Origin of the sequence: Streptomyces canus (assembly GCF_030816965.1) — a bacterium.
Taxonomy (GTDB): Bacteria; Actinomycetota; Actinomycetes; order Streptomycetales; family Streptomycetaceae; genus Streptomyces; species Streptomyces canus_E.
This window is the reverse complement of record NZ_JAUSYQ010000002.1, coordinates 3275838-3296391: the sequence shown is the minus strand read 5'-3', so window position 1 is coordinate 3296391 and position 20554 is coordinate 3275838. Positions and strand designations below refer to the sequence as shown.

Genomic DNA, 20554 nt, shown 5'->3' with positions numbered 1-20554 from the left:
GCCACCCCTGATCGACATGTTCACGACCCCGCGGCTTGCCGGGCGGGCGGTGCCGTGAAGGGCGCCGCCCGCTCGGAGGTGTGCTGCGCCCTAACTCGCGCAGGTGAGACGGGCGTCGGCCCAGTCCGCGTGGTCGTGGGCGTTGCCGTCGCCGCCGTCCGCGATCACGAGGTGCAGCTGCTGGGCACCGGTGACGTCGAGGTCCAGGGGCAGGGGCTGTGAGGTGCCGGTCAGGACGGGGGTCGTGGTCAGCGTCCGGCCGTCCGCGGTCACGGAGAACGTGACCGAGCCGTACGGGGCGACCTCGTCGTCGATGCCGACGGTGGCGGTGAACCGGGTGCAGTTGCCACCGAGGAAGAACGCCACGTCGCTGTCGGTGTGGGTGCCGAGACCCTTGTCGTGGACGGTGCCGCGGATCGTGATCGGCAGTCCGTCGCCTGCCGCCTGCTCGCCGTTGGAGGTGTCGCGTTCCACCGGGCCCCAGCCGTTGCTGCTGGAGACGAACGACAGGTCGCTCAGGTAGGGGCTCCCGGTGGGCGGCGGGATCGGCACCTCGGTCTTCGCGGTGCCGTACGTCCAGTGCTGCACGCCGCCGCGGACGTAGGTGGCGAGGGGCGAGAAGGTGACGGACACGGGGGTGGCGGCGGCCGTGGGGGCGGTGACGGTCCAGCTCGCCGTGACGGATTGGCCCGGTGCGACCTTCGAGAAGGTCGTCGGTGTGGTGGCGGTGACCGTCCAGCCGTCCGGGGCACCGGGCCGCAGGGTGAGGCCGGTGGCCGCGTCGCCCGACGCCGGGACGGTGAAGGTGGTCTTCAGGGTCGCCGACTCACCGCGGTGGATGGTTGCCGGCAGGTCAGCGGCGAGGGTGGCCGGGGCTTCGGCGGCCTGCTTCACGGGGGTGATGCTGAGGTTGTCGAACTCGTCGGTCTGGTAGCCGACCACGCCGATGCCGACCTGACCGGAGGCGTACGCGGAGTCGTCCACCGCGCCGACCGGCTTGCCGTCCACGCTCGCGGTGATCGTGGTGCCGCTGAAGCTCAGGCCGAGCTTGTGCCAGCGGTTGGTGCCGAGTGCTCGGGTGGTGCCGTCGGCGAGGGTGGCCAGTCGGCCGCCGGTGTCGCTCTTGACCACCGACCACTTGCCGGTGTCGGCGACCCGCAGGAAGTAGCCCGCCTGGTGGGACTGCGGCCGCTGCTGGTCACCCACCCGGCCCATGAGTTCGACCGTGCCTACCTGCTCCAGGTAGACGTCCGAACTGACCGTGTAGTTCTTCCAGTCGGTGTCGCCGAGGAGGGCGAACGCGTCACTGTCGTCCTGCCACTCGATGGGCTGCTGCGCGGCCATCTGCCGGACACACTGGCCGGAGCGTCCGCCCTTGCACGGCGCGGTCTCGAAGGAACCCTGCATGTCGGACAGGTACTTCGCCTCCCGCCCGGGGGTCTTCTGCTCGAAGGAGTCGTTGTAGGGGAGCGCGAGGTGGCCCTGCTTCGGGCTGACGGCGTTGCCCTTCCCCTGACCGGTGGTGGTGGTCAGGGAGTAGACGTAGCCGGGCTGGAGGGTGACCGTGAAGTGTCCGTCCGCAGGGGTCACGTCACCGGTGTGCACGAAACCGGCGGAGGTGCCGCCGGACTTGAGGTCGGTGGCCCAGATGTGCACCGGGCCGGTCGGCAGTCCGCCGCTGACCGTGAAGTCGGCGGTCTGGGAGCTGCTCGCGGTGGAGGTCTCCAGGATGGTGCTGTACGCCGAGTTGTCCGGCGACTTCAGGGTGACGTAGCTGCCGTTGACCCGGTCTCCGCCGAGGTAGCCGCTCGCCTTGTCGACGAACTTCCAGCCGGGCTCGGTCACTTGGGTGACCTGGGCCGTCGTCCAGAGGCTGGTGCCGATGTCGTACGCCCCGGACCAGGGCTGGTTCGCCACCGCGAGACCGACCGTGTCGTACGGCAGGTTGGGGTAGATCGCCGCCAGCAGCGGCCAGTTGAGGTAGGCGGTGAACTTGCCGTCGAGGTAGCCGCGGGTGATGGAGCGGATCAGGGCGCCGGCGCCGGTGTTCTCGTCCAGGGAACCGTTCTCGCTGGCCCACAGGGGTTTGCCGGTGGCCTGGGCGTTGGCGGAGCTCGGGCAACTGTTCGCGCTGCCGCCGTCACCGCCCTCACAGGGGTAGTGGACGCCGACGACGTCGACCGACTTGGCGAACTCCGGGTCGGAGACGATGTCGTCCGCGACGTCCAGACCCGAGTCCGCCCCGACGATCCGCACCGGGAGGTGCCTGGCGGCGAGCGTCGCGTGCAGCTTCTCGTACCAGCCGATGTCGTAACCGCGCTCGTTCCAGCCGCCCAGGTAGTCGATGTCCAGGCCGTGTTGGCGGGCACAGCCCAGCCAGGTGGTCAGGTAGTCGATCATGTCCTGGGACCAGAAGTCGCCGCCGCCGGGGGAGTTGTCCGTGTTGCCGATCCAGCCGGGGGCGCCCCAGGCGAGGCCGTACAGCTTGATGTGCGGGTTGCGCTTCTTGGCCTGCTCCATCAGCCACCACTCGTAACCGCTGTCGCAGTGCACGGTTCCCCTGGTGTGCTCGATGCTGGGCTCGGACCCGTCGGTGGAGTTGGTGTCGCCGCCGATCTCCACCTTGAGCATCTGCAGGGCGGCGCCGTAGCCCGGCTTGAAGAGGTAGTCCAGGATCCGGCTGCGCTGCGGCTCGGGGTAGTTGATGAGCAGCCGTGAGTTGCCTCCGCCGCCGCTGATGGCGCCGATGCCGTCGAAGGTGCGGCCGGTGCCGGCACCGTCCACGGTGACGTCGGTCTTGCCCGGGACGGGTGCCTCACCGACGAAGTCGATCCGGTCGACGGTCACCGCCGTGCCACTGGAAGCGGTGTTCTTCCGGCCGGTCGACGTGAGTGTGAAGGTGTGCGGGCCGTCGGGAAGGGTGGGGCTGGTCCACACGGCGGCGTCGCCGGTGCGGGTGGCGCTGTAGAGGTCGACGTCGACGGGCGTGCCGCCGTCGATGGAGACGGCGCCGATGCCATGGCCGGGGTCGGTGATCGCGCGGAAGGTGAGCTGGGTGCCGGTGAAGGCGAAGTCGACCGAGTCGCCGGTGGTCTCGGTCCAACTGTTCGTGCCCTCATAGGGATTGGCGGGTGCGCCCTCGCCACTTGCGTGGCCCCATCCGGAGCCGTGGTAGTCGAACTGGTCCCGGCCGCTTCCCTGGACGGAGTCGTCCACAGTGACGGTGGTGGCGCTGGTGGGGGCGGTGTCTGCGGCGGGGACCCCGGCCGCTCCGGCCTTCGCCGTGGCCGACAGCAGCAGGAGGGTGGTGAGGACCACGCTCCCCAGTCTGGTTGCACGACTCCATGGGGATGGGGACATGTGCGCTCCCGGTGTTGCAGGGGGGATGGAGGGGGAACACTCCGCGCACAGTGCTACAGGAGCTCACGCAGTCGGACAATGGTCCAGACAGAATTCAACAGAAGATTGCACCGCATCCATGTGCAGACCGCTCGATGAGCAGGGCGCGCGCCGTCCCCTTTGGTGGTCAGTAGCCGTAACCGCCACCCGAGTCGCTCGAAGAGGGGCTGGGTGTGGTGCCGGTGATCGGGGTGCCACTGAGGCTGACCACAGTGTGTTCTGGCGTGTGTGAGTGAGTACGGAGGGCCCCGGCGGACGTCTGGAGGCGTTGCCCTGGGAGGGGTCGACGGGCCGTACAGGGGGTGTGGGGTGGGCGGGTTGCGGGAGCTTGGTGGCGGTCCGTACGAGGCTCAAGCAGCTGACGCCCGCCGATGAGAAGGTCCTCGCGCTGGTCGGCGCGCACCTCGGGTCCCTCGCCTCCCGGGACCTGAAGGTCCGGTGCGGGCAGGGACTGGAGCACTGCGCGGACACGTGGGCGGCCCGTAAGCGGGCGTTGACGCCGGTGTCGTCGTCCCGGTGGGCGGGTTCGCTCACCAAGGCCACGCATGACCAGTGGGCGCTGGCCCGGCGTGGCCAGCTCGCCCACATCCAGTTGGCCGACGCGTCGTCGCGGCCCGGGTCGGGTGACCGTGACCGGTGGCCTGTTCGTCAACTCGATGGCCGCGTACGGAATGTCACGGCTGAAGTGGCGAGTCAGGGAGGCGGTCTTCACGCTCGTACTGCTGCTGATGCTGGTCCGGCTGGCCGCTGCCGCCCGGCTACGACGCACGAGCCGCACGCCGCCCCGGCGAAAAGGCGGCATTCACGTGGCCCCACAGGTGCGGCTCGCCGACGGAACTGTCGAGCGTCGACGGCGCCAGGGGCGGGGACGCAACCGGTCGCTGCCCGTGGGGCCAGTTGCGGGAAGAGCGCGCTCACGTCGAGCGGCCGCGGGGGCCACGACTCACTCGGCTACCGATGGTGCTGATCAGCTGAGCTTGTTCCCGAGCGTGAACAGCCCCGTGACAGGGGTCCGGTGAGGATGGCTCCCTCTCGGATCACGGGCTGATCGGGCAAGGGCCGCGCTCACCCTCCGAGCGGCGGCTGGGGCGGAACCGGTCCCTCGCCCGCGTAGGTGTCACCCCGCGGTGCCGACGGTGCGTCGTCCTCGGCGAGCGTCAGACTGGGCCAGGGCCCGGCGAGGGCGGTGTCGTCCAGGGCGATGCCGAGGTGGTCGAGGAGCAGGGCAACCACCGGAGCCATCCCGGTGTCCTCACCCTCGTACGCGGCGAGCGCCGCTTCCACCCGGTCCCACCAGGATTCGGTCCGCTCGGGCCGGGTGTGTTCCATGCCGGGCTCGAAGTTCTCGACGCACTCGCCGTCGCGCCAGTACTGGAACACGTCAAGTCCCTCGGTGGTCAGCACGCTGTACGTCTCGGTGCCGCGGGACAGCTCCGTCAGCGCTTCGCTCCAGGATCCGACGGCACCGTCCTCCTCGACGCAGAACGCCCAGTCGCCGAGCCTGCCGGACCGCAGCAGCGAAACCGCTCCGTCACCGGAGTCGTCCGAGAGAAGATCCGAGGCCTCGTCCGCGTCGAGGGGACGTGCCTGCTCCGGGTCGGCCCCGTACCGGGCGAACACCTCCTCGGGGCCCAGCCCTCGGGTGAAAGTGACACACATCCAGGATGTCGCCCAGTTGAGCGAACGCGCGTCCGTGCCTGCCGCCATGGTCTGCCTCCGTCCTTCACGCCCGGCATCGACTGCCGGGGCTGAGCCTTCCGGGCTCCCCGCGGCGCGCGAGGCGCGGCGGGGAGCCCGGTTCATCATGCCGGGTTCAGACAGCGGGGCCGGTCACGGCATGGGACACCTGTGGGGTCCTATGCCGTGAACTCGATGCGGAACGGGTCACCGTCCACGAGGCGCTGGTACTTGCGAAGAGAGCCGAGGACTCCGCCCGCCGAGCTGTTGGCGCGCTGGGTGATGTGGAGCCGCAGACAGGTCTCGTCGCCCGAGGTCGGCCGGGTGGGCCAGGTCGCCGGGGCGGACCACAGGCCGTTCACCACCTGAGGGGTCAGTTCGGCGCACAGGTCGCCGTCCTGGCCGCCCTCCTGCGTGCTGGCGGGCGGGAACTCGTCGCAGCTGTCCTTGCCGACCTCGCCCGGGTACAGGTTGGTGAAGGGGGTGCAGGTCGAGGCGCGATTGGCGTTCGCCTTGGTCTGGTTGACCGCGTGCAGGACGTCGGTGCCCCGGCGCCTCATGATCTCCTCGTAGATGGGCACGACGATGCCGTACTTCTCGTGCGACTGCGAGTAGCTCAGCACCGGCATCTCGTCGGTCGGTATGACGCAGCCGCGCAGCCGGGGCTGCTCCTTGTCGCAGCGGATCTCGCCGGTCGCGGGGCTGGACCAGGAGGCGTTGGGGTCGACCGGGGTCGCACCGGGCATCGTCACGTACATCTTGTAGCTGGTGCGGAAAGAGGAACGGGTGGTGTCCGCCGCGAAGGCGTCACCGCTGTACTTGGTCTTTCCGGTCTTTTCCGTACCGGGTGTCATCTCGGAGGCGCCGTACCACGGTTGCTTCGTGACCGTCGTGCAGCCGGCACCGCAGCCCACCTGCATCTTCACCACGAGGCTCTTCACATCGCCGGTGACCCGGACCAGCTTGGCGGTGATCGTCTCGTTGAGGTCGAGGGACTTGTAGGAGGTGGCGAGTGTGGAGTTGACCTGGATGAGGCCGGTGCCGATGGTCTTGCCGTTCTGGTCGTAGAGGGTGTACGTGACCTCGACGCCGTTCAGGCACAGGCCGCCGGTGCGGCTCCAGGTCCAGGTTCCCTGACTCGTCAGCGCACACGAGGGCGGGGGCGGCTCGGGGTCGTCGGCGTCCGGCTCGAACTCCGTCCCGAGGCCGTCCCCCGGGTCGTCGGCAGCGAGGTCGGCGGCTGCCGGGGCGGGCGCACCGGTCTTCGTACGGGTCGCCGTGCCCCTCCCGCCGTCCACGCTCACACATGCGCTGACGGCGTCGGGTACGGTCGCGCGGGCTGCGGCGGGGAGCCGGGAGCAGGAGTCCTCGGCGGCGAAGGCGGCGCTCTGCAAGGTCGTGGCGGGAGCGGGGGAACCACCGTCCGCGGTCGCGTCGGCCCCTCCGGGAAGGGACGTACGGGCGGGTGCGGTCCGGCCCTCGGCAGCGCCGGCGGTACCGGTCGCCGTGAGGGCCATGGCGAGGAGCGGAGCGAGCAGCACCCATCTGATGCGTGATGAGGTCATGACTTCTCTCAGGTGTGGTGGGGAAGGAACAGGTGCGGCGGCTCAGAAGATCGACGACAGGGCCTTGGCGGCCCCTGACACGACGTCCTCCCCGACGTCGGCGATCTTGCCGACGACGGGTTTGATGATCTGGCCGCCGGCTGCCTTGTCCGCGGCACCGAGCCACTTGGACTGGCCGAAGGTGACCAGGCTCAGGCCGGTGCCGATGGCGGATTCGATGAACTCGCCGCTGGAGAAGCCGTGTTCGATGCCGGTGAAGAGGGTGCCAAGGGCGCCGGCGCCCATCGAGACCGCGGAGAAGAAGCCGGCTGCCGCGGCAGCCGGGGGGAACACGAAGGCGGCGAGGGCGCAGCCCGCGGCCAGGAAACCGGCGCCGACGCTGATGGCGTTGAACGCGTCGGCGTAGAAACCGGCGTCGTTCCACCACTCGTCGGCGTCCGCGCCGGTGCCGTTGGGGTTGATCTGGTCGTTGGTGTCCTTGTCGGCCGGGTTGATCTTGGCCTCCCGCTCCCGGCGGGCCTTCTCGGCAGCAGCCTTGGCAGCCGCCCTGACCTCGGCCTCCCGCTTGGCCGCGGCGATCTGCCTGGCCTCGGTGGCCGCGGCGGCGGCCGTGGCCGCGTCCTTGCCCGCCGCGATCGAGGAAGCGCGGGCGTCGGCGGCCGAAGCCTGGGCGCTGTACGACGACTTGAGGGCGGCGCGGGCCGAGTCCATCGCCTTGTTCGCCGAGTAGTTCGCGGTGCGGGCGGCACCCCGGGCGGTCGACGCCGCCGTGCTCGCCCTGTTCGCGGACGCCTTGGCGTCGGCCGCGGACTTGTCGGCGGCGTCCGCGTTCCGCCTGGCCTCGTCCGCGTAGTCGTCGGCCTTGGCCGCGGAGTCGAGTGCCTTGTCCGCCCACTGCTTGGCCTCGGCGGCGGCGTTACGGGCGTCGGCGCCGGCCTTCGACGCCAAGGCGGCGTTCTCCTGCGCCTTCTCGGCGATCTTCGCCGCGGCGGCGATGGCGCCGCGGATCGCGGCGACATGGGTGGCGGTGTCGTGGTCGAGCCGGGCCGTGCGGAACTGCACCAGGGAGACGAAGTTGCGGCGCATCCAGGTGGGCCCCTCCATGGCCACCTCGGCGTACGCCTTGGTGAAGGCACCCCCGGTGTTCATCAGCGTGAGGGTGAGGGCCGCGTCGTCCTCCCGGATCGCCTCGGGGTAGTCGTGGTCGAAGAAGTTCTGCAGCGCTTCGGTGGTGTTGAGGCTGAGTGCCTTGTTCGCCGCGGCGGTGACGGCCCTGCCGGGGTTCGAGGCCAGGATGCGGCTGATCGCCACCCGGTTGTCCTCGTCTGAGGCCTTCTTCATGCCGCTGGTGAGGAAGTCGCCGACCGCCTTGGCATCGGGGCTCTCCAGGGCGCCCTGGGCCGCTTCGGCGATCCTGGGGCCGGCGATCGTGGCGACGTGGAGCGTGGTCTCCCGGTCGTCCTGCCCCTGGGCCAGCAGCCGGTCGAGGTCGATCCAGGCGTACACGTCGTCGTCCGTCCCGGAGAGGGCGAACTGGGCGGCCTGCCGGGTCCAGGCACCCCTTGAACCGAGCAGGGCGACGGCCGCCTTGCGGCCCAGGACCGCCGCGGCCGCCATGTCGTTCGCCGCCAGCGCCTGTTCGGCCCTGGCGATCAGATCCTTGGTCGCCTGATCGGTCTGCTGGACCTGGGCGGCCTTGTTCTGATAGGCAGTCAGCTCCTTCGCCTCGATCTCGGCGAGCAGCCTGACCTCCTCGATGGCCTGCAGTTTGTCCTGCTCAAGGGTTTCCGCCTCGGCGTTCCGCGCGTTCTGCTCCACCACGAGGGCGTCCGACACGGCCTTGGTGGCGGTGTTGGCGGCCTGCACGGCCGCCGCCGCGTGGGCGGTGGACCTGTTGGCGTAGTCGACGGCCTGGCCCGCGTACTTCACGGCCTCCTCGGCGGCTGCCGCCGCCTTGTCGGCGTGGTCCGCCGCGGAGTTGGCGGCGTCCCGGGCGGTGCGGGCGGCGGCGGCCGCGGTGGTGGCGAGGCTCTGGGCCTTGGAGGCGGCATTGGTGGCCCGGTTCGCGGCGCTGGACGCGATCGCGGCCTGGCGCTTGGCCTCGGTGGCCTCCGACTGTGCGGCGCCGGCGGCGGCCCCGGCCTGGGCAGCGGCGTTCGCGGCGGCGGCCGCGTTGCGTGCGGCGGAGGCGGCGGCCGAACCGGCGGCGGCGGCCTTGGTTCCGGCGACGGCGGCCTGATCGGCGGCCTTGGCCGCGGTACGCGCCTTGGCCGCGGCGTTGCGGGCGGCGACCGCCGCGTTCTTGGCGGCCTCGGCCTTGCCGGCGTCCTTGGAGGCACCGATCGCGGCATTGAAGGCGCGGGCCGCGGCGCTGCCGGCGTTCGCGGCGGCCTGGGCGGCGCCGGTGGCGGCCCAGGAGGCGCGGCGGGACGCCGACACGGCGGCGTTCGAGGAGTTGATGGCGTTCCGCGCGGCGTCCGCCGCGCCCTTCGCGGCGGACGCCGCCTTGCGGGCCGCCGCCCCGGACTTCTGCACATCCTCCTTGGCGGCTGCCGCCTCGGCGGCAGCCTTCTCCGCCGCCTCCTTCGCCTTCTCCGCGGCGGTCTGGGCGCGTGCGGAGGCCTCGACTGCCAGGTTCGTCTCGCGCTCGGCGCGCTTGCCCTCCCGTACGACGACGGCGACGAGCTCCTCGATCGTCGCCGACTCCTGGTCCCGGGCACGGGCGATGTGCTGCCCGGTCTCGATGAACCACTCCACGTCGGACGCGGTGCCGCTGAGGGCACGCTCGGCGTACTTCTGCACCTCAGGGCCGGCCTGCGTCAGCATGGCCGAGACGTGGACCCGGGCGTCCTCCAGGCGTGCGTTGTACTGGGTGTCGGTGAGGAACGTGAACAGGCTCGGCTGGGTGCCGGCGTTCAGGGCGGCGGTGGCGTCTCGCTGGACCGCCTTGTCGCCGGTGCCCGACACAATGCTGGTGGCCACCTGAAGGTCCTCGAGGATGGCCGGTTTGAAGCCGTCCTTCAGGAAGTCGGCGATGGCGGCGTCACCGTTGTCGAGGGCGGCGACCGCCGCACGGCGCAGGCCCTTGCCCGCGCGGTCCAGGCTGCTCACGATGGCGACGCGGTTGTCCTGCACGGTCTGGTTCGGCAGCGTTTCGGTCAGGAAGGTCTGGATCTCGCTGTCGGAGCCGGCAAGGGCCTCGGCGGCCGCGGCCTTGACGCCTCTTCCGCCCGATATCCAGGCCTTGACCACTTTCGCCCGCTCGGTGTCCGGCAGCGGGACGGGGTCGGGGGCCGTACCCTCCGCCGCGGCGGCGACCGGGGCGAGGAGCACCGAGGGTGTGGAGGCCACGGCGGTGGCGGCGGCGAGCGCGCCGAGCACACGGCGCCGGCTCCAGAAAATTGTCTGCATAAGAGAGTTGTCCCCGTGAGCTGTTGACCGGACATGTCGGATCTCGCTGGCGAGAAGGTTCCCGACGTGCCCGTGGGATGGAATGTCATCGGATGTGAAGTGGCGTACAAATCGCGCTTCTTGTAGTGCCGGACCATATCAACTGCTCTGACAAAAGGAGGTGATTGTGGAGTCCGCTCCCTCAACATCGGTGGGAATTCCAGCCACTGACTGGATCTCGACGAGCATTTACATGTCCTCCACAATCTGCCGTACAACCCTTACTGGATGTGACGGGGATCACCAATACTCCGCGAGGAATGTGGCTTTTTGCATGGTTCTCTGCACTCGACCTGAGAGTGTCTTCATGTTGGTATGGCGAACCGGATGACGATTACCGAGACGGGGGGCCTCTCGTTGCGAGAGGTAAGGGGGCCGCTTTCCAGGGGAGTTGGGACATTCCCGGCGGAGTGATGTCGATATCGCATTCCTGTGTACCCGAATTCGAACCCGGTGATGAACATCCGGCCGTCGGCGACGAACTTGGGGATGTAATGAGGAAACACGGCAGAATGTCCACGAAGCCGCAACGCAAGCGGCTCGCGCTGCGTGCGCTGGGCGCGGCCGCGGCCGGCGCCCTGGCCTGGATCGCGGTGACCGCGGGCTTCCCCGGCGGGGCGTCGCAACACTCGGGCCCCACCGAACTGGTCGCGGAGGGCGCCCCCGGTTATGCGGTGGAGGACTTCGCCTACCCGCTGGCGGACAAGATCCTGGCCGAGAAGAAGATCGTCCTCAAGCGCGGTGACGGGCACATCACCCTGGCCGACTGCGCGGGTGGGACCGGCCTCCTGGAGATCATGGCCCGCGACAAGGCGGACAGGATCTGCTTCAAGGTGGTGGGCAACTCCGGCTGGCTGACCCTGGAGATCCCCGCGGTCTACGCGATCAAGGGCAACGACTACACGACCGCGGTCGACATGACCGTAGGCACCGAGGAGAAGTCGTTCGACATCACCAAGAACTCCTGGACGCCGGTGGGTGAGGCCGCGGACCCGGAGGGCCGCGATCACATGCTCGTCGAGATCCGGTCCGCCAAGTAACCGCGGTTCACACCGACTTGCTCACCGCCGCGCGGTCCGGTGCCCACAGGACGCGCAGCCCTCGTGACTAGGAACCCACCTTCATGTACCTCTCCAGACGCCACCGGCTCGCCGCGTTGGCTGCCGGCCTGATCGCGGCCCCTGTCGCGCTGAGCTCCGCCACCGCCACCGCACTCACCGGAGCCGACGCCCCGGCGCAGCTGAACTACGTCGCGAAGATCAACGTCGGTGAACAGAGTGCCTGCACCGGCACCCTCATCGACCCGCAGTGGGTCCTGACCGCGGCCACCTGTTTTGCCGCGGACGGCAAACCCCCCGCGGGTAAGCCCGCCGTCACCACCACCGTCACCGTCGGCCGCACCGACCTGACCCAGACCAGCGGCAGCGTCCTGTCGGCCATCCGGCTCGTCCCGCACGCCGACCGGGATCTGGTGCTCGTCAAACTCGCCGCCAGGATCACCGATCCGGGCATCACGCCCGTCCGGCTGGCGACCACGCCCGCCGCTGCGGGTGAGGAGTTGGTGAAGGCCGGATTCGGACGCACCAAGACGGAATGGGTGCCCGACAAGCTCCACGCCGGTACGTTCACCGTCGCCGCCACCGCCGACACGACAGTGGACCTCGACGGCTCCGACACCGCGACCGTCTGCAAGGGCGACGCGGGCGGTCCCGCGCTGCGCACCGTCGACGGCACCACGGAACTCGTCGCCGTCAACTCCCGCTCCTGGCAAGGCGGGTGTCTCGGAATCGATCCTGCCGAAACCCGTACCGGTGCCGTCGACACCCGTGTCGACGACATCGGCGACTGGGTCGAGCACGCCGTCTCCCGCGACCCGGACGACCTCACCGGTGACGGCAAGGCCGACCTCGCGGCCGTCAAGGACGACGGCATTCTGTGGATCTACCCCGGCACCGGAAACGCGAGCGGCAGCACCTTCGGCACCCGGTTCCAGGCCGGCACCAGCTGGCAGAGCCAGGACGCCGTCACCGTCGGAGACCTCAACAACGACGGCATCGGTGACCTGCTGTCCCGTCAGGCGTCCGACGGCACCCTGTGGGTCTACCCCGGCACCGGGAAGCCGGGCATGGAGGCCTTCACCACCCGCTACCAGGTCGGCAGGAGCTGGCAGACCCAGGACGTCACCCGCACCGGGGACTTCAACACCGACGGGCTCACCGACGTACTGACCCGTCAGGCGTCCGACGGCACGTTGTGGGTCTACCCCGGCACCGGGAAGCCGGGCATGGAGACCCTCGGCACCCGCTACCAGGTCGGCACCGGCTGGAAGAGCCAGGACGTCATCACCAATGGCGACCTCAACAACGACGGGCGTCCCGATGTGTTGTCCCGTCAGGCGTCCGACGGGACGTTGTGGGTCTACCCCGGCACCGGGAAGCCGGGCATGGGGACCCTCGGCACCCGCTACCAGGTCGGCAGGAGCTGGCAGACCCAGAACGCCATCCGCACCGGGGACTTCAACGGTGACGGGCTGACCGATGTGTTGTCCCGTCAGGCGTCCGACGGCACGTTGTGGGTCTATCCCGGCACCGGAAAGTCCGGCATGGACACCCTGGGCACCCGCTACCAGGCCGGGACCGGCTGGGGGCCCTACCGCATCTTCTGAGCGGCGGTGACGAGGCTGCGGACCGGCAACGCCCGCTGGCAGTCTTCGCCTGCGGCACGCTTCGGTCATCGGCTTGACGGCGCGGCAGTCCGGACGGTTCGCCGAGTGATCTACTCGAGGGAACCTCCGGACTGCTTGCGCACCGGGACGAACCCCACGCCTGGTTCCACGGCGGTCGCAGCCCCGAGGAGATCAGCCGGTGCGGTAGGAACCGGCCGGGGCCAGGGCCAGGGTGGAGCCGCCGGCAGGGCAGATCCGTCGGCGTAGGCCGACAGCCAGGTGCTGGTGGTGGGCTCGATGCCCGTCAGCGCCACCTTGACGCTGGGCTTGGACGTGGCGCCAAGTGTGCGCTGGGCCGCGCCGGTGCCGTCGCGGGTGTCCGGCACCGGAGTCGGAGAGATCGCGAAGCAGGGCGAGCCCGGGGCGCCCGGAAGATCGCCGGTGCCCGCTCCAGGGCCGACCCGGCTGGAGGCGGTGGCGTCGGTCTCGGTGACGTTCAGCAGACCGCTGAGGCGTTGCCGGCCCCGTCGGCTGGCAGGGTGAGCGTGACCGGCCCGCCCGGTCCGGCTTTGCCCGAGCGCCGTGCAGCGCCGCCCCGCCGAGACCGAGATGCTCGAGGGCATCCAGGCCGGCGGCGGACTGGACGGTCCCGGTCCCCGTACACGTGTCGACGGCCGGGGCTGCGAGTCCTCGCTCGTCCCGGGACACGAGAACGACCCGCGCCTCGCCCGGGGCACCGAAGCCCTGTCCGGAGAGCCGCGCAACGTGCCCGTCTGCCCGCCGTATGAGCGACTTCCGGTCCCGGCACCTCACCGCCCCCGAGGGCTACCCGCGTGCACAGGCCCTGGAGGACGTCCACACACGCGGCCGAGAAGCTCTCTGCGAGGGGCGCGCGGGGTGGGTTCGAGCAGGCATCGGCGGCGTACGACGCGCAGAAGCGTGCCCGGCGTACGGCCTTCGAGTGATCACTTACCTGTTGGACACGTCCGCTCTGTGGCACCTCCTTCGAGTTCCCGGCGCGCTGCGGCCGTGGGAGGGGCACGTCGCTGCCGGGGTGTTCCACATCTGCGAGCCGACGCGCACCGACTCTCTCCACTCGGCCACCGGCCCCGCTCATAGGGACGACCCGCCGAGGTGTTGGACGCCCTCTGCCTGCTTTCGCCGGTTCCCAAGAACGCGTGGCCTCGGGTCGACGCCGGCCAGGACGAGCTCACGCAACGGGGCCCACATCGCGCGGCGGGCTCGATCGATCTGTCACCTGTGAGGGTTCGTCGTGCCTGGATCAGGGTCTGGGTGCGGTGCGGTGCGGGAGGCGAGGTGAAGGTGATTCCGTGGAAGTCCCGGCCTTGGATCAGCGGGCCGGAGAGGGTGGACCCCGAGACCTCGTTATGGACGTTGCCGCTGTCGGTGCGCACCAGAGCGGCCTGTTCGTGCCATTGGCGCAGCTCGGTTCGGAAGACAGTGTCCGTCCTCGCGCGTACGGCGAGGGCGTTGCTGAGATCCTGGGCCCGTGTCGGGTCGGTGGGGGAGTCTGCCAGGCAGGTGAGTTCGGCCTCCCCTGAACTCACTCCGGGCGTGCTGGAGCCGACGGATCGTGGGGTCGAGCGCCGCACCAGGGAGCACAGCCCCGCCCACGCCTGTCGCCCGACTTCCCCGCCGGCTCCTCCGGCAAGGGCTGCCAGCAGGGCTACCGATATGGGCTCCACACCCGCACCGCCCCTCCGTCTGCGCACGGTCCGTGGCCGTCCGGCGCGCGCCATGGTCTTGTCCACTGTGGGGTGCGCCAAGAGAGGCTTCAACGGCCTCTCGGAGCGGGGGGAAGGGATTCGGCCGGAGTGTCGGCTCGGTGGGTGGGGTGGCCGGTGATGCCACCCCGACGTGTCTCCCGGGTGGGGAGTTCCGCTTCGGTCAGGGATGTGACCTGTGAGGAGAACCGGTCGGCGGTGTGTGCCGGCCTATTCGGGAGTGGCGATGATGATGCACCTGTCCGTACCGACCTTCGTGGTCGAAACGGTTTCGGCGGCAGCGGCGCCGGGGGCCGCCAGAGCGAGAACACCCAGGGTGATGAAGACAGTCACCACGGATGCTCGGTGGTGCATTTTGGGCACGTGCTTGTTCCCTTTCCCTGTTCGAATCTGCTTACGGTGCGGGAAACCTAGCAGTCGCGGCCCGGTAACGCGAAAATTTGAACGGAGATCAGTAGCTTGTCCCCGCGTCGAGCGAGGGGAGGGGGTGGTTGTTCATTGAATTACCTCGGAATTGCCCTCGAACTGGTCGCGAATGTGCGCACTTTCGAACGCTTGTTTAATCGGGGTGGGGGCGGCCGTCGCATCGCCCGACGCCGATCGCACCTCGGCGAGCGCTCTTTGGGCCCGTACTCTCTCGTCGCTGTCGTGCGTACGTTCGGCCAACGCGACGGCCAACTCCAGATGATGGCTCGCCGAGGCGAGGCAGCCCGCGGTGAAATAGGCCTGGCCCAGGCATCGTTGGGCCTGCACTTCCTGGTGGGCCGCCCCGATGTGCTGGGCGATGTCGAGGGCGTCCGAGAGGTTCCGGGTCGCTCCTTCCGTCTCCCCAGCTCTGCGATACGCCTCGCCCAGCCCGATGAGTGTGTCGGCCTGGCTCTTCCGGTCGCCGAGGGCGCGGAATTCGGCGAGTGTCTCCTGATATAGTGCTACCGCCGTTGCCGTGTCACCCGATTCGGTGAGAGCGTCGGCGAGACTTCCTCGCACCGTCGCACGGTCGTACCGGTTCCCGGACCGCTCCAGATAACGGAGCGACTTCTCGAACGATCGGCACGCGGACTCCACATCCCCGGCCCTCATCGCCAAGTCACCCAGATTGTTGAGCGTCTTCCCGAGCGCCGTATGGTCGCCCGCCTCCGTGAAACCGGCGAGTGCCTTCTCGAAGTGCTTGCGGGCCCGTTCGTGCTCGCCCAGGAACAGCAGGGTGACCGCGATGTTGTTGTGACCGCGGGCCCTGTCCCAGGGGTCATGGGAAAACGCCGTCAGGCCGAACGACTTCTGGAAGAGCACCAGTGCCGTCCGGTGCTCGCCCATGTGCCACTGGAGCGTGCCCAGTGTGCGCAGGGTCTCCGCCTCGGCCTCCGCGTCCCGGATCGTACGGGCGATCTCCAGGGCGCGCTCCCCGGTCTCGGCGGCCTCCGGATATTGGCCGATACGTGCGTGCACGGCGCTCAGTTGCGCGAGGGCACGGCACAGTGCGGCCGGGTCGTCGGTGCGGGACCAGTGGTCCACGGCGGGGCGCAGCACGGTTTGCGCGTCGCGCCAGTGGCACTCCGTGTCGAGGAAGCCGGCCAAGGCGTAGGCGAGTCGCGCGGCCGCCTCCGGACGGCCGTGGCCGCGCGCGTAAGCCTCGATGGCGAGGAGGTTGGTCCGTTCGGCGGCCAGCCATGACCGTGCGGCTTCGGGGCCGGGCCACTGCGGCATGCCGGTCGGGGGGAGGACGGTCGGTGAGACCGGCCTGGTGCGGCGGGGATACGCGAGCCGGTCGGCGCGGTCGGCGGCGGCCGTATGGAAGTCGGTCAGCCGGCGCAGGACGTCGGACCGTTCCTGCTCACTGTCCTCGACCTCGGCTCTCGACCGGCCGTACTCCCGGAGCAGGTCGTGGTATTTGTACCGGTCAGGTGTGGGCTCGCGGAGCGTGTGCGAGGCCAACAGCGACTCCAATGTGCGCTCCACGGTGGTCGGCGGCAGGCCAAGGGCGGCGGCGGCCGCCTCCGCGGTGAAGTCCGGGCCGGGGTGCAGGCTGAGGCGGCGGAACGCGCTGCGTTGGTCATCGGGGAGGGTCCGGTACATGAGGTCGAAGACGTGGGTCACGTCCTGATCGGCATCCCGGATCTCGCGCAGTCGGCCCTCGGGCCGGGCAAGGCGGTCGGCGAGGGTGGTGAGGGTCCATGACGGATGAGTGCGGAAGCGGCTCGCGACCAGCTCGATCGCGAGCGGGAGGCCGCCGCATAATCGAACGATTCGGGTGACTTCCTGGACGTTCCGGGCGCGTTCCTCGCCGGCGAACGACCGGAACAGGGCGACGGCGTCGTCGTCCGGCAGCACGTCGAGCGGAATGTGCCGGGCGTGCGGAAGGCCGGTGAGATGGCGTCGGCTGGTGATGATCGTCAGAGACGTCGGGCTACCCGGCAGCAGCGGTCGGATCTGATCGGCACTCACCGCGTCGTCCAGCACGATGACTGCCCGGCGCTCGGCCAGCATGGTCCGCCACAGGGCGGTGCGGTCCTCCAGCTCCAGGGGAATCGTCTCCGCAGGAGCGCCGAGCAGGCGTAGGAGAGTGGCCAGGGCGGTGCCGGGGTCCAGGGGTTTCTCGACGGGCGAGTGTCCGCGAAGATCCAGGTAGAGCTGGGCGTCGGGGAATCTTTCGGTGAGCCCGCGAGCACCGTGCACGGCTACAGCGGTTTTTCCGACGCCGGCCATACCGCTGACCGTGCCGACGGACTCCAGGCTGATCACCGCGCCGTCCGTGGTCGTCGCTTCCGGTGCCGCGCTCAGGGCCCGCAGTTCCGTGCGGCGGCCGACGAGCGGGGGCTGGTGCGGAAGATTCCGGGGTGGACGAGGGCGTGGACGCGCGGCTGTTCCGGCGGTCTGGCGCTGTGCCGGGGCCGCATGCCCGGGATTGCGCTCGCCCCGGACCAGCGCGGCCACCGGCAGACGATCGAGGATTCCGCTGTGGATGCGGTTCAGTTCGGGCCCCGGACGGGAACCGAACTGCGTCAACAGGAGCTGCCGTGTCTCCTGATGAACGCGCAGGGCGTCGGTGTACCGACCGGTGCCGTAGTACGCCACCATCAGCTGCCCTGCGAGTGTCTCGTCGCCCGGGTGTCGTTCGACGAGGGCGGACAGTTCGGAGCTGAGCCGGTCGAACCGGCCCAGCCGCAGCGAGGCGGCGATCCGCGAGACGGTGGCACCGAGTCGGCGCTCCGTCAGGGCCCTGCGCACGGTTTCGGCCCACAGTCCCGGCAGGCCGGCCAGGGCCTCACCCCGCCACAGCTGTTCGGCCCGTTCCGTGACGGCGACCGCCTGCTCGTCGTCCCCTTCCGACATGAGGGCGCCGGACTCCGCCACGAGGTGCTGGAACCGGTGCCAGTCCACCGAGGAGCGAGCGGCCTCCAGGGTGTATGTGTGGGCGCGGCTGGTGATGCCGGGAGTTTCCGCGCGCGTTGCCTCGGCGCGACGCAGATGCCGACGTATCCGTGAGACATAGGTGTGCACGTTCGCACGGGCGTGGGGTGGCGGCTCGTCGTCCCAGAGCCGGTCGATGAGCGTGTCCAGCGCGACCGGGCGGCCCACGTCCAGGGCCAGGGCACACATGAGGACCCGCTCCTTGTCCGAGCCGAGCTCCATGCGACGGCCGTCCACGCGGAGCCCCACCGGGCCCAGTACCTGGAATTCCACCAGCGCCTCCCGCTGGTCCGGCCGTTCGACGAGAACGGCAGGGGGCAGTGGACTTGGTAACGGAGCGATGAGCATGACAGGAAGAGCAGAGTGTTTCCAGATGTGCCCGCGCGCTGGCTGAATCGTTTCTTTTTTGATCGCATCCGATCGTCGGTTCGCATTTCCCCGGGTGAGACGAGGGTAGGACCGCCCTGATGCAGACGGCGTGACACCGGTCGGGGGAGGACGGGCGATGGCTGCGGCGCGAGATGACGACCGGGGCGGGAGCAGCAACACCATCGGCGGCGCGGCGCACCTGTACGGCCCCACGGTCCAGGCGCGTGACATCCACGGCGGCATCCATGTGCAGGCGTCTCCGCCTCAGGCGCCACCCAAGCCACGTCAACTGCTGCCGGTGCCCGCGCACTTCACCGACCGTGTGGAGGAAGCCGCCGCGCTGGACGGGTTGGTCGCCTCGCGCGAGGAGAGCGGCGCCGGGCAGCAGCTGATCGTGGTCAACGGGCCCGCCGGTGTCGGCAAGACGACGTTCGTCACCCGGTGGCTGCGCAGCCGTTCGTCGGCCTTTCCCGACGGGCAGTTGTACGCCGACCTGCGCGGGCACGACGCGCACGGCCCGGCGAGCCCCGGCGAGATCCTCGGTCAGTTCCTGCGGGCCCTCGGTACCCCCGCGGTGCCTGGCGGTCTCGCCGAACAGGCTTCCCTGTGGCGCACGCTCACCGCGGAGCTACGCCTCGCCGTCATGCTGGACAATGCCTTCACCGCGGCGCAGATCCGGCCGTTGTTGCCAGGCGGCCCGGGTGGGCTCGTCATCGTGACGAGCCGTCGCAGGCTGACCGGGCTGGGCATGGACGGAGCCGAGTTCCACCAGCTGCGTTCACTCACCGCCGCCGCCGGTATGGAGCTCTTCGTCCGAGGTGCGGGCGAGGCCCGAACCGCCCGTGAACTGCCTGCCGTCCGTGAGGTCGTCACCCTCTGCGCGGGGTTGCCGCTCGCGCTGTGTCTCGCTTCCGCACGGCTCGCGGCACGCCCCGGTCAGCCGATCGCCGCACTGGTCGAGGCACTCACACCCGACACCGACCGGCTGGCCGCACTCGAAGTGGAGGGAGAAGGGACGGTGCAGAAAGCCCTGGACGCGTCGTACGCGGTTCTCAGCGAGCCGGCGGCCCGGCTCTACCGGGCGCTCGGTCTGCTGCCGGTGTCCACCGTCGACACCCACACGGCGGCCGTGGCCTGTGCCGAGGAGCCCACGTGGGCGCAGCGGCGGCTGGACGAACTCGTCGAGGCCAATGTGCTGGAGGACATCGGCCCGGACACCTACCGGTTCCACGACCTGGTCCGGGTGCACGCGTACGAGCGCGCGCTCGCCTCGGAGGCCGCGGAGACCCGCGATCTGATCCAGCGTCGGGTCGCCGACAGCTACCTCCGGACCGCCACCGAGGCTCAACGCCGTATCACCCCCATCCAGTTCACCCTGCCCCGTGACTACGCACACCCTGTCCGGCTCCCCGTGTCCTTCACCGACGAACTGGAGGCCCTCGGCTGGCTGGACGCCCGGCGCACTCATCTGATGTCCGTCCTGCGCCTGGCCGCCGAGCGCGGCTGGCACGCAACCGCCTGGCAACTCGTCGACGCGATGTGGCCGTTGTTCCTCCGCCTGCGCCACTACGACCTGTGGATCGAGGCGCACCGGATCGGGCTGGAAGCCGCCCGTGCCGACCGGCACCGGGAAGCCGAACGACAGATGCTCAACTCCGGGGCCATCGGCCTGAGCGCGGCGCACCGCACCGCCGAGGCCGTCGAGTGGTACACGGCTTCCCTACGGGCCGCCCGGGAGGCCGGAGACCGGCGGGACGAAGGCCAGGCCCTGTTGGGGCTCGGCGGTTGCCGCATCGCGGAGGGCCGGTACGCCGAAGCCGTGTCCGATCTCGACCGGGCGGTCGAGACGTGGACCCGGTGCGGATATCCACGCGGGGTGGCGCTCGCGCGGATCCTGCTCGGCGAGGTCGCGCTCACCGAACAGGATCTCGAGCGAGCCCTCACCTGTTTCACTCTTGCCCGGGAGGGTCTGCTCGCCGTCTCCGACCCGCACGATGCCGCCCGGGCCCTGGCCTTCCTCGGCCGGACCCGCGCCCGGGGCGGCGATCACACTCTGGGCACGGCTCAGATGCGGGAGGCGCTGGAGGCGTTCACCGCTTCCGGCGCCGTGCACTGGCAGGCGCGGAGCCTGGAGATGCTCGCCGACAGCGCGCGGGAGCGGGGCGACGAAACGGCTGCCGACGACTTCCGCGCCAGGGCGCGAGCCCTGTACGAGGTCACCAGCCCGGCGGACGCGCGCCGGCTCGGATGACGGCGACGCGCGGCGACGCTCACGA

The 20554-nt window shown here is 70.2% G+C and carries 9 protein-coding genes and 2 pseudogenes; 5 read left to right on the top strand and 6 right to left on the bottom strand.

The genetic code is table 11. The features are described from left to right. Positions 1–90: 90 nt before the first annotated feature. Positions 91–3318, bottom strand: coding sequence for an NPCBM/NEW2 domain-containing protein (locus tag QF027_RS16040; RefSeq protein ID WP_373432414.1), 3228 nt, complete (start codon positions 3316–3318; stop codon positions 91–93). 385 nt (positions 3319–3703) lie between these two features. Between QF027_RS16040 and QF027_RS16035 the strand changes: the two are divergent. Further along, positions 3704–4012, top strand: a pseudogene (locus QF027_RS16035) (IS200/IS605 family accessory protein TnpB-related protein); the annotation flags it as partial. 452 nt (positions 4013–4464) lie between these two features. On the opposite strand, the gene QF027_RS16030 reads toward QF027_RS16035, so the two are convergent. From QF027_RS16030 to QF027_RS16020, 3 genes are all read right to left on the bottom strand, one after another. Next, positions 4465–5106: a DUF6461 domain-containing protein gene (locus tag QF027_RS16030; RefSeq protein WP_307075245.1), complete on the bottom strand. Its 642-nt coding sequence runs from the start codon at positions 5104–5106 to the stop codon at positions 4465–4467. Between the two features lie 149 nt (positions 5107–5255). Continuing rightward, positions 5256–6641, bottom strand: a complete 1386-nt coding sequence (locus QF027_RS16025) for a NucA/NucB deoxyribonuclease domain-containing protein (RefSeq protein WP_307075243.1) — start codon at positions 6639–6641, stop codon at positions 5256–5258. Positions 6642–6683: 42 nt separating this feature from the next. Next, complete coding sequence (locus QF027_RS16020) at positions 6684–10052, bottom strand: ALF repeat-containing protein (RefSeq protein WP_307075241.1); 3369 nt, start codon at positions 10050–10052, stop codon at positions 6684–6686. 551 nt (positions 10053–10603) lie between these two features. Here QF027_RS16020 and QF027_RS16015 point away from each other — a divergent pair. Further along, on the top strand, positions 10604–11131 hold the full coding sequence (locus tag QF027_RS16015) for a hypothetical protein (RefSeq protein WP_307075240.1): 528 nt from the start codon (positions 10604–10606) through the stop codon (positions 11129–11131). Between the two features lie 83 nt (positions 11132–11214). Next, positions 11215–12756 carry an FG-GAP-like repeat-containing protein gene (locus tag QF027_RS16010; RefSeq protein ID WP_307075239.1) on the top strand — a complete coding sequence of 514 codons (1542 nt, stop codon included), beginning with the start codon at positions 11215–11217 and terminating at the stop codon, positions 12754–12756. Between the two features lie 110 nt (positions 12757–12866). On the opposite strand, the gene QF027_RS16005 is transcribed toward QF027_RS16010, so the two are convergent. Next, positions 12867–13379: a hypothetical protein gene (locus tag QF027_RS16005; protein ID WP_307075238.1), complete on the bottom strand. Its 513-nt coding sequence runs from the start codon at positions 13377–13379 to the stop codon at positions 12867–12869. A 338-nt stretch (positions 13380–13717) separates the two neighbouring features. Between QF027_RS16005 and QF027_RS16000 the strand changes: the two are divergent. Further along, a pseudogene (locus QF027_RS16000) lies at positions 13718–14010 on the top strand (VapC toxin family PIN domain ribonuclease); the annotation flags it as partial. A 986-nt stretch (positions 14011–14996) separates the two neighbouring features. Here QF027_RS16000 and QF027_RS15995 read toward each other — a convergent pair. Next, complete coding sequence (locus tag QF027_RS15995) at positions 14997–18182, bottom strand: AfsR/SARP family transcriptional regulator (protein ID WP_307075236.1); 3186 nt, start codon at positions 18180–18182, stop codon at positions 14997–14999. 232 nt (positions 18183–18414) lie between these two features. Here QF027_RS15995 and QF027_RS15990 point away from each other — a divergent pair, with 232 nt between their 5' ends. Beyond that, positions 18415–20529 carry an ATP-binding protein gene (locus tag QF027_RS15990; RefSeq protein WP_306981724.1) on the top strand — a complete coding sequence of 705 codons (2115 nt, stop codon included), beginning with the start codon at positions 18415–18417 and terminating at the stop codon, positions 20527–20529. The last annotated feature ends 25 nt before the right edge of the window (positions 20530–20554 follow it).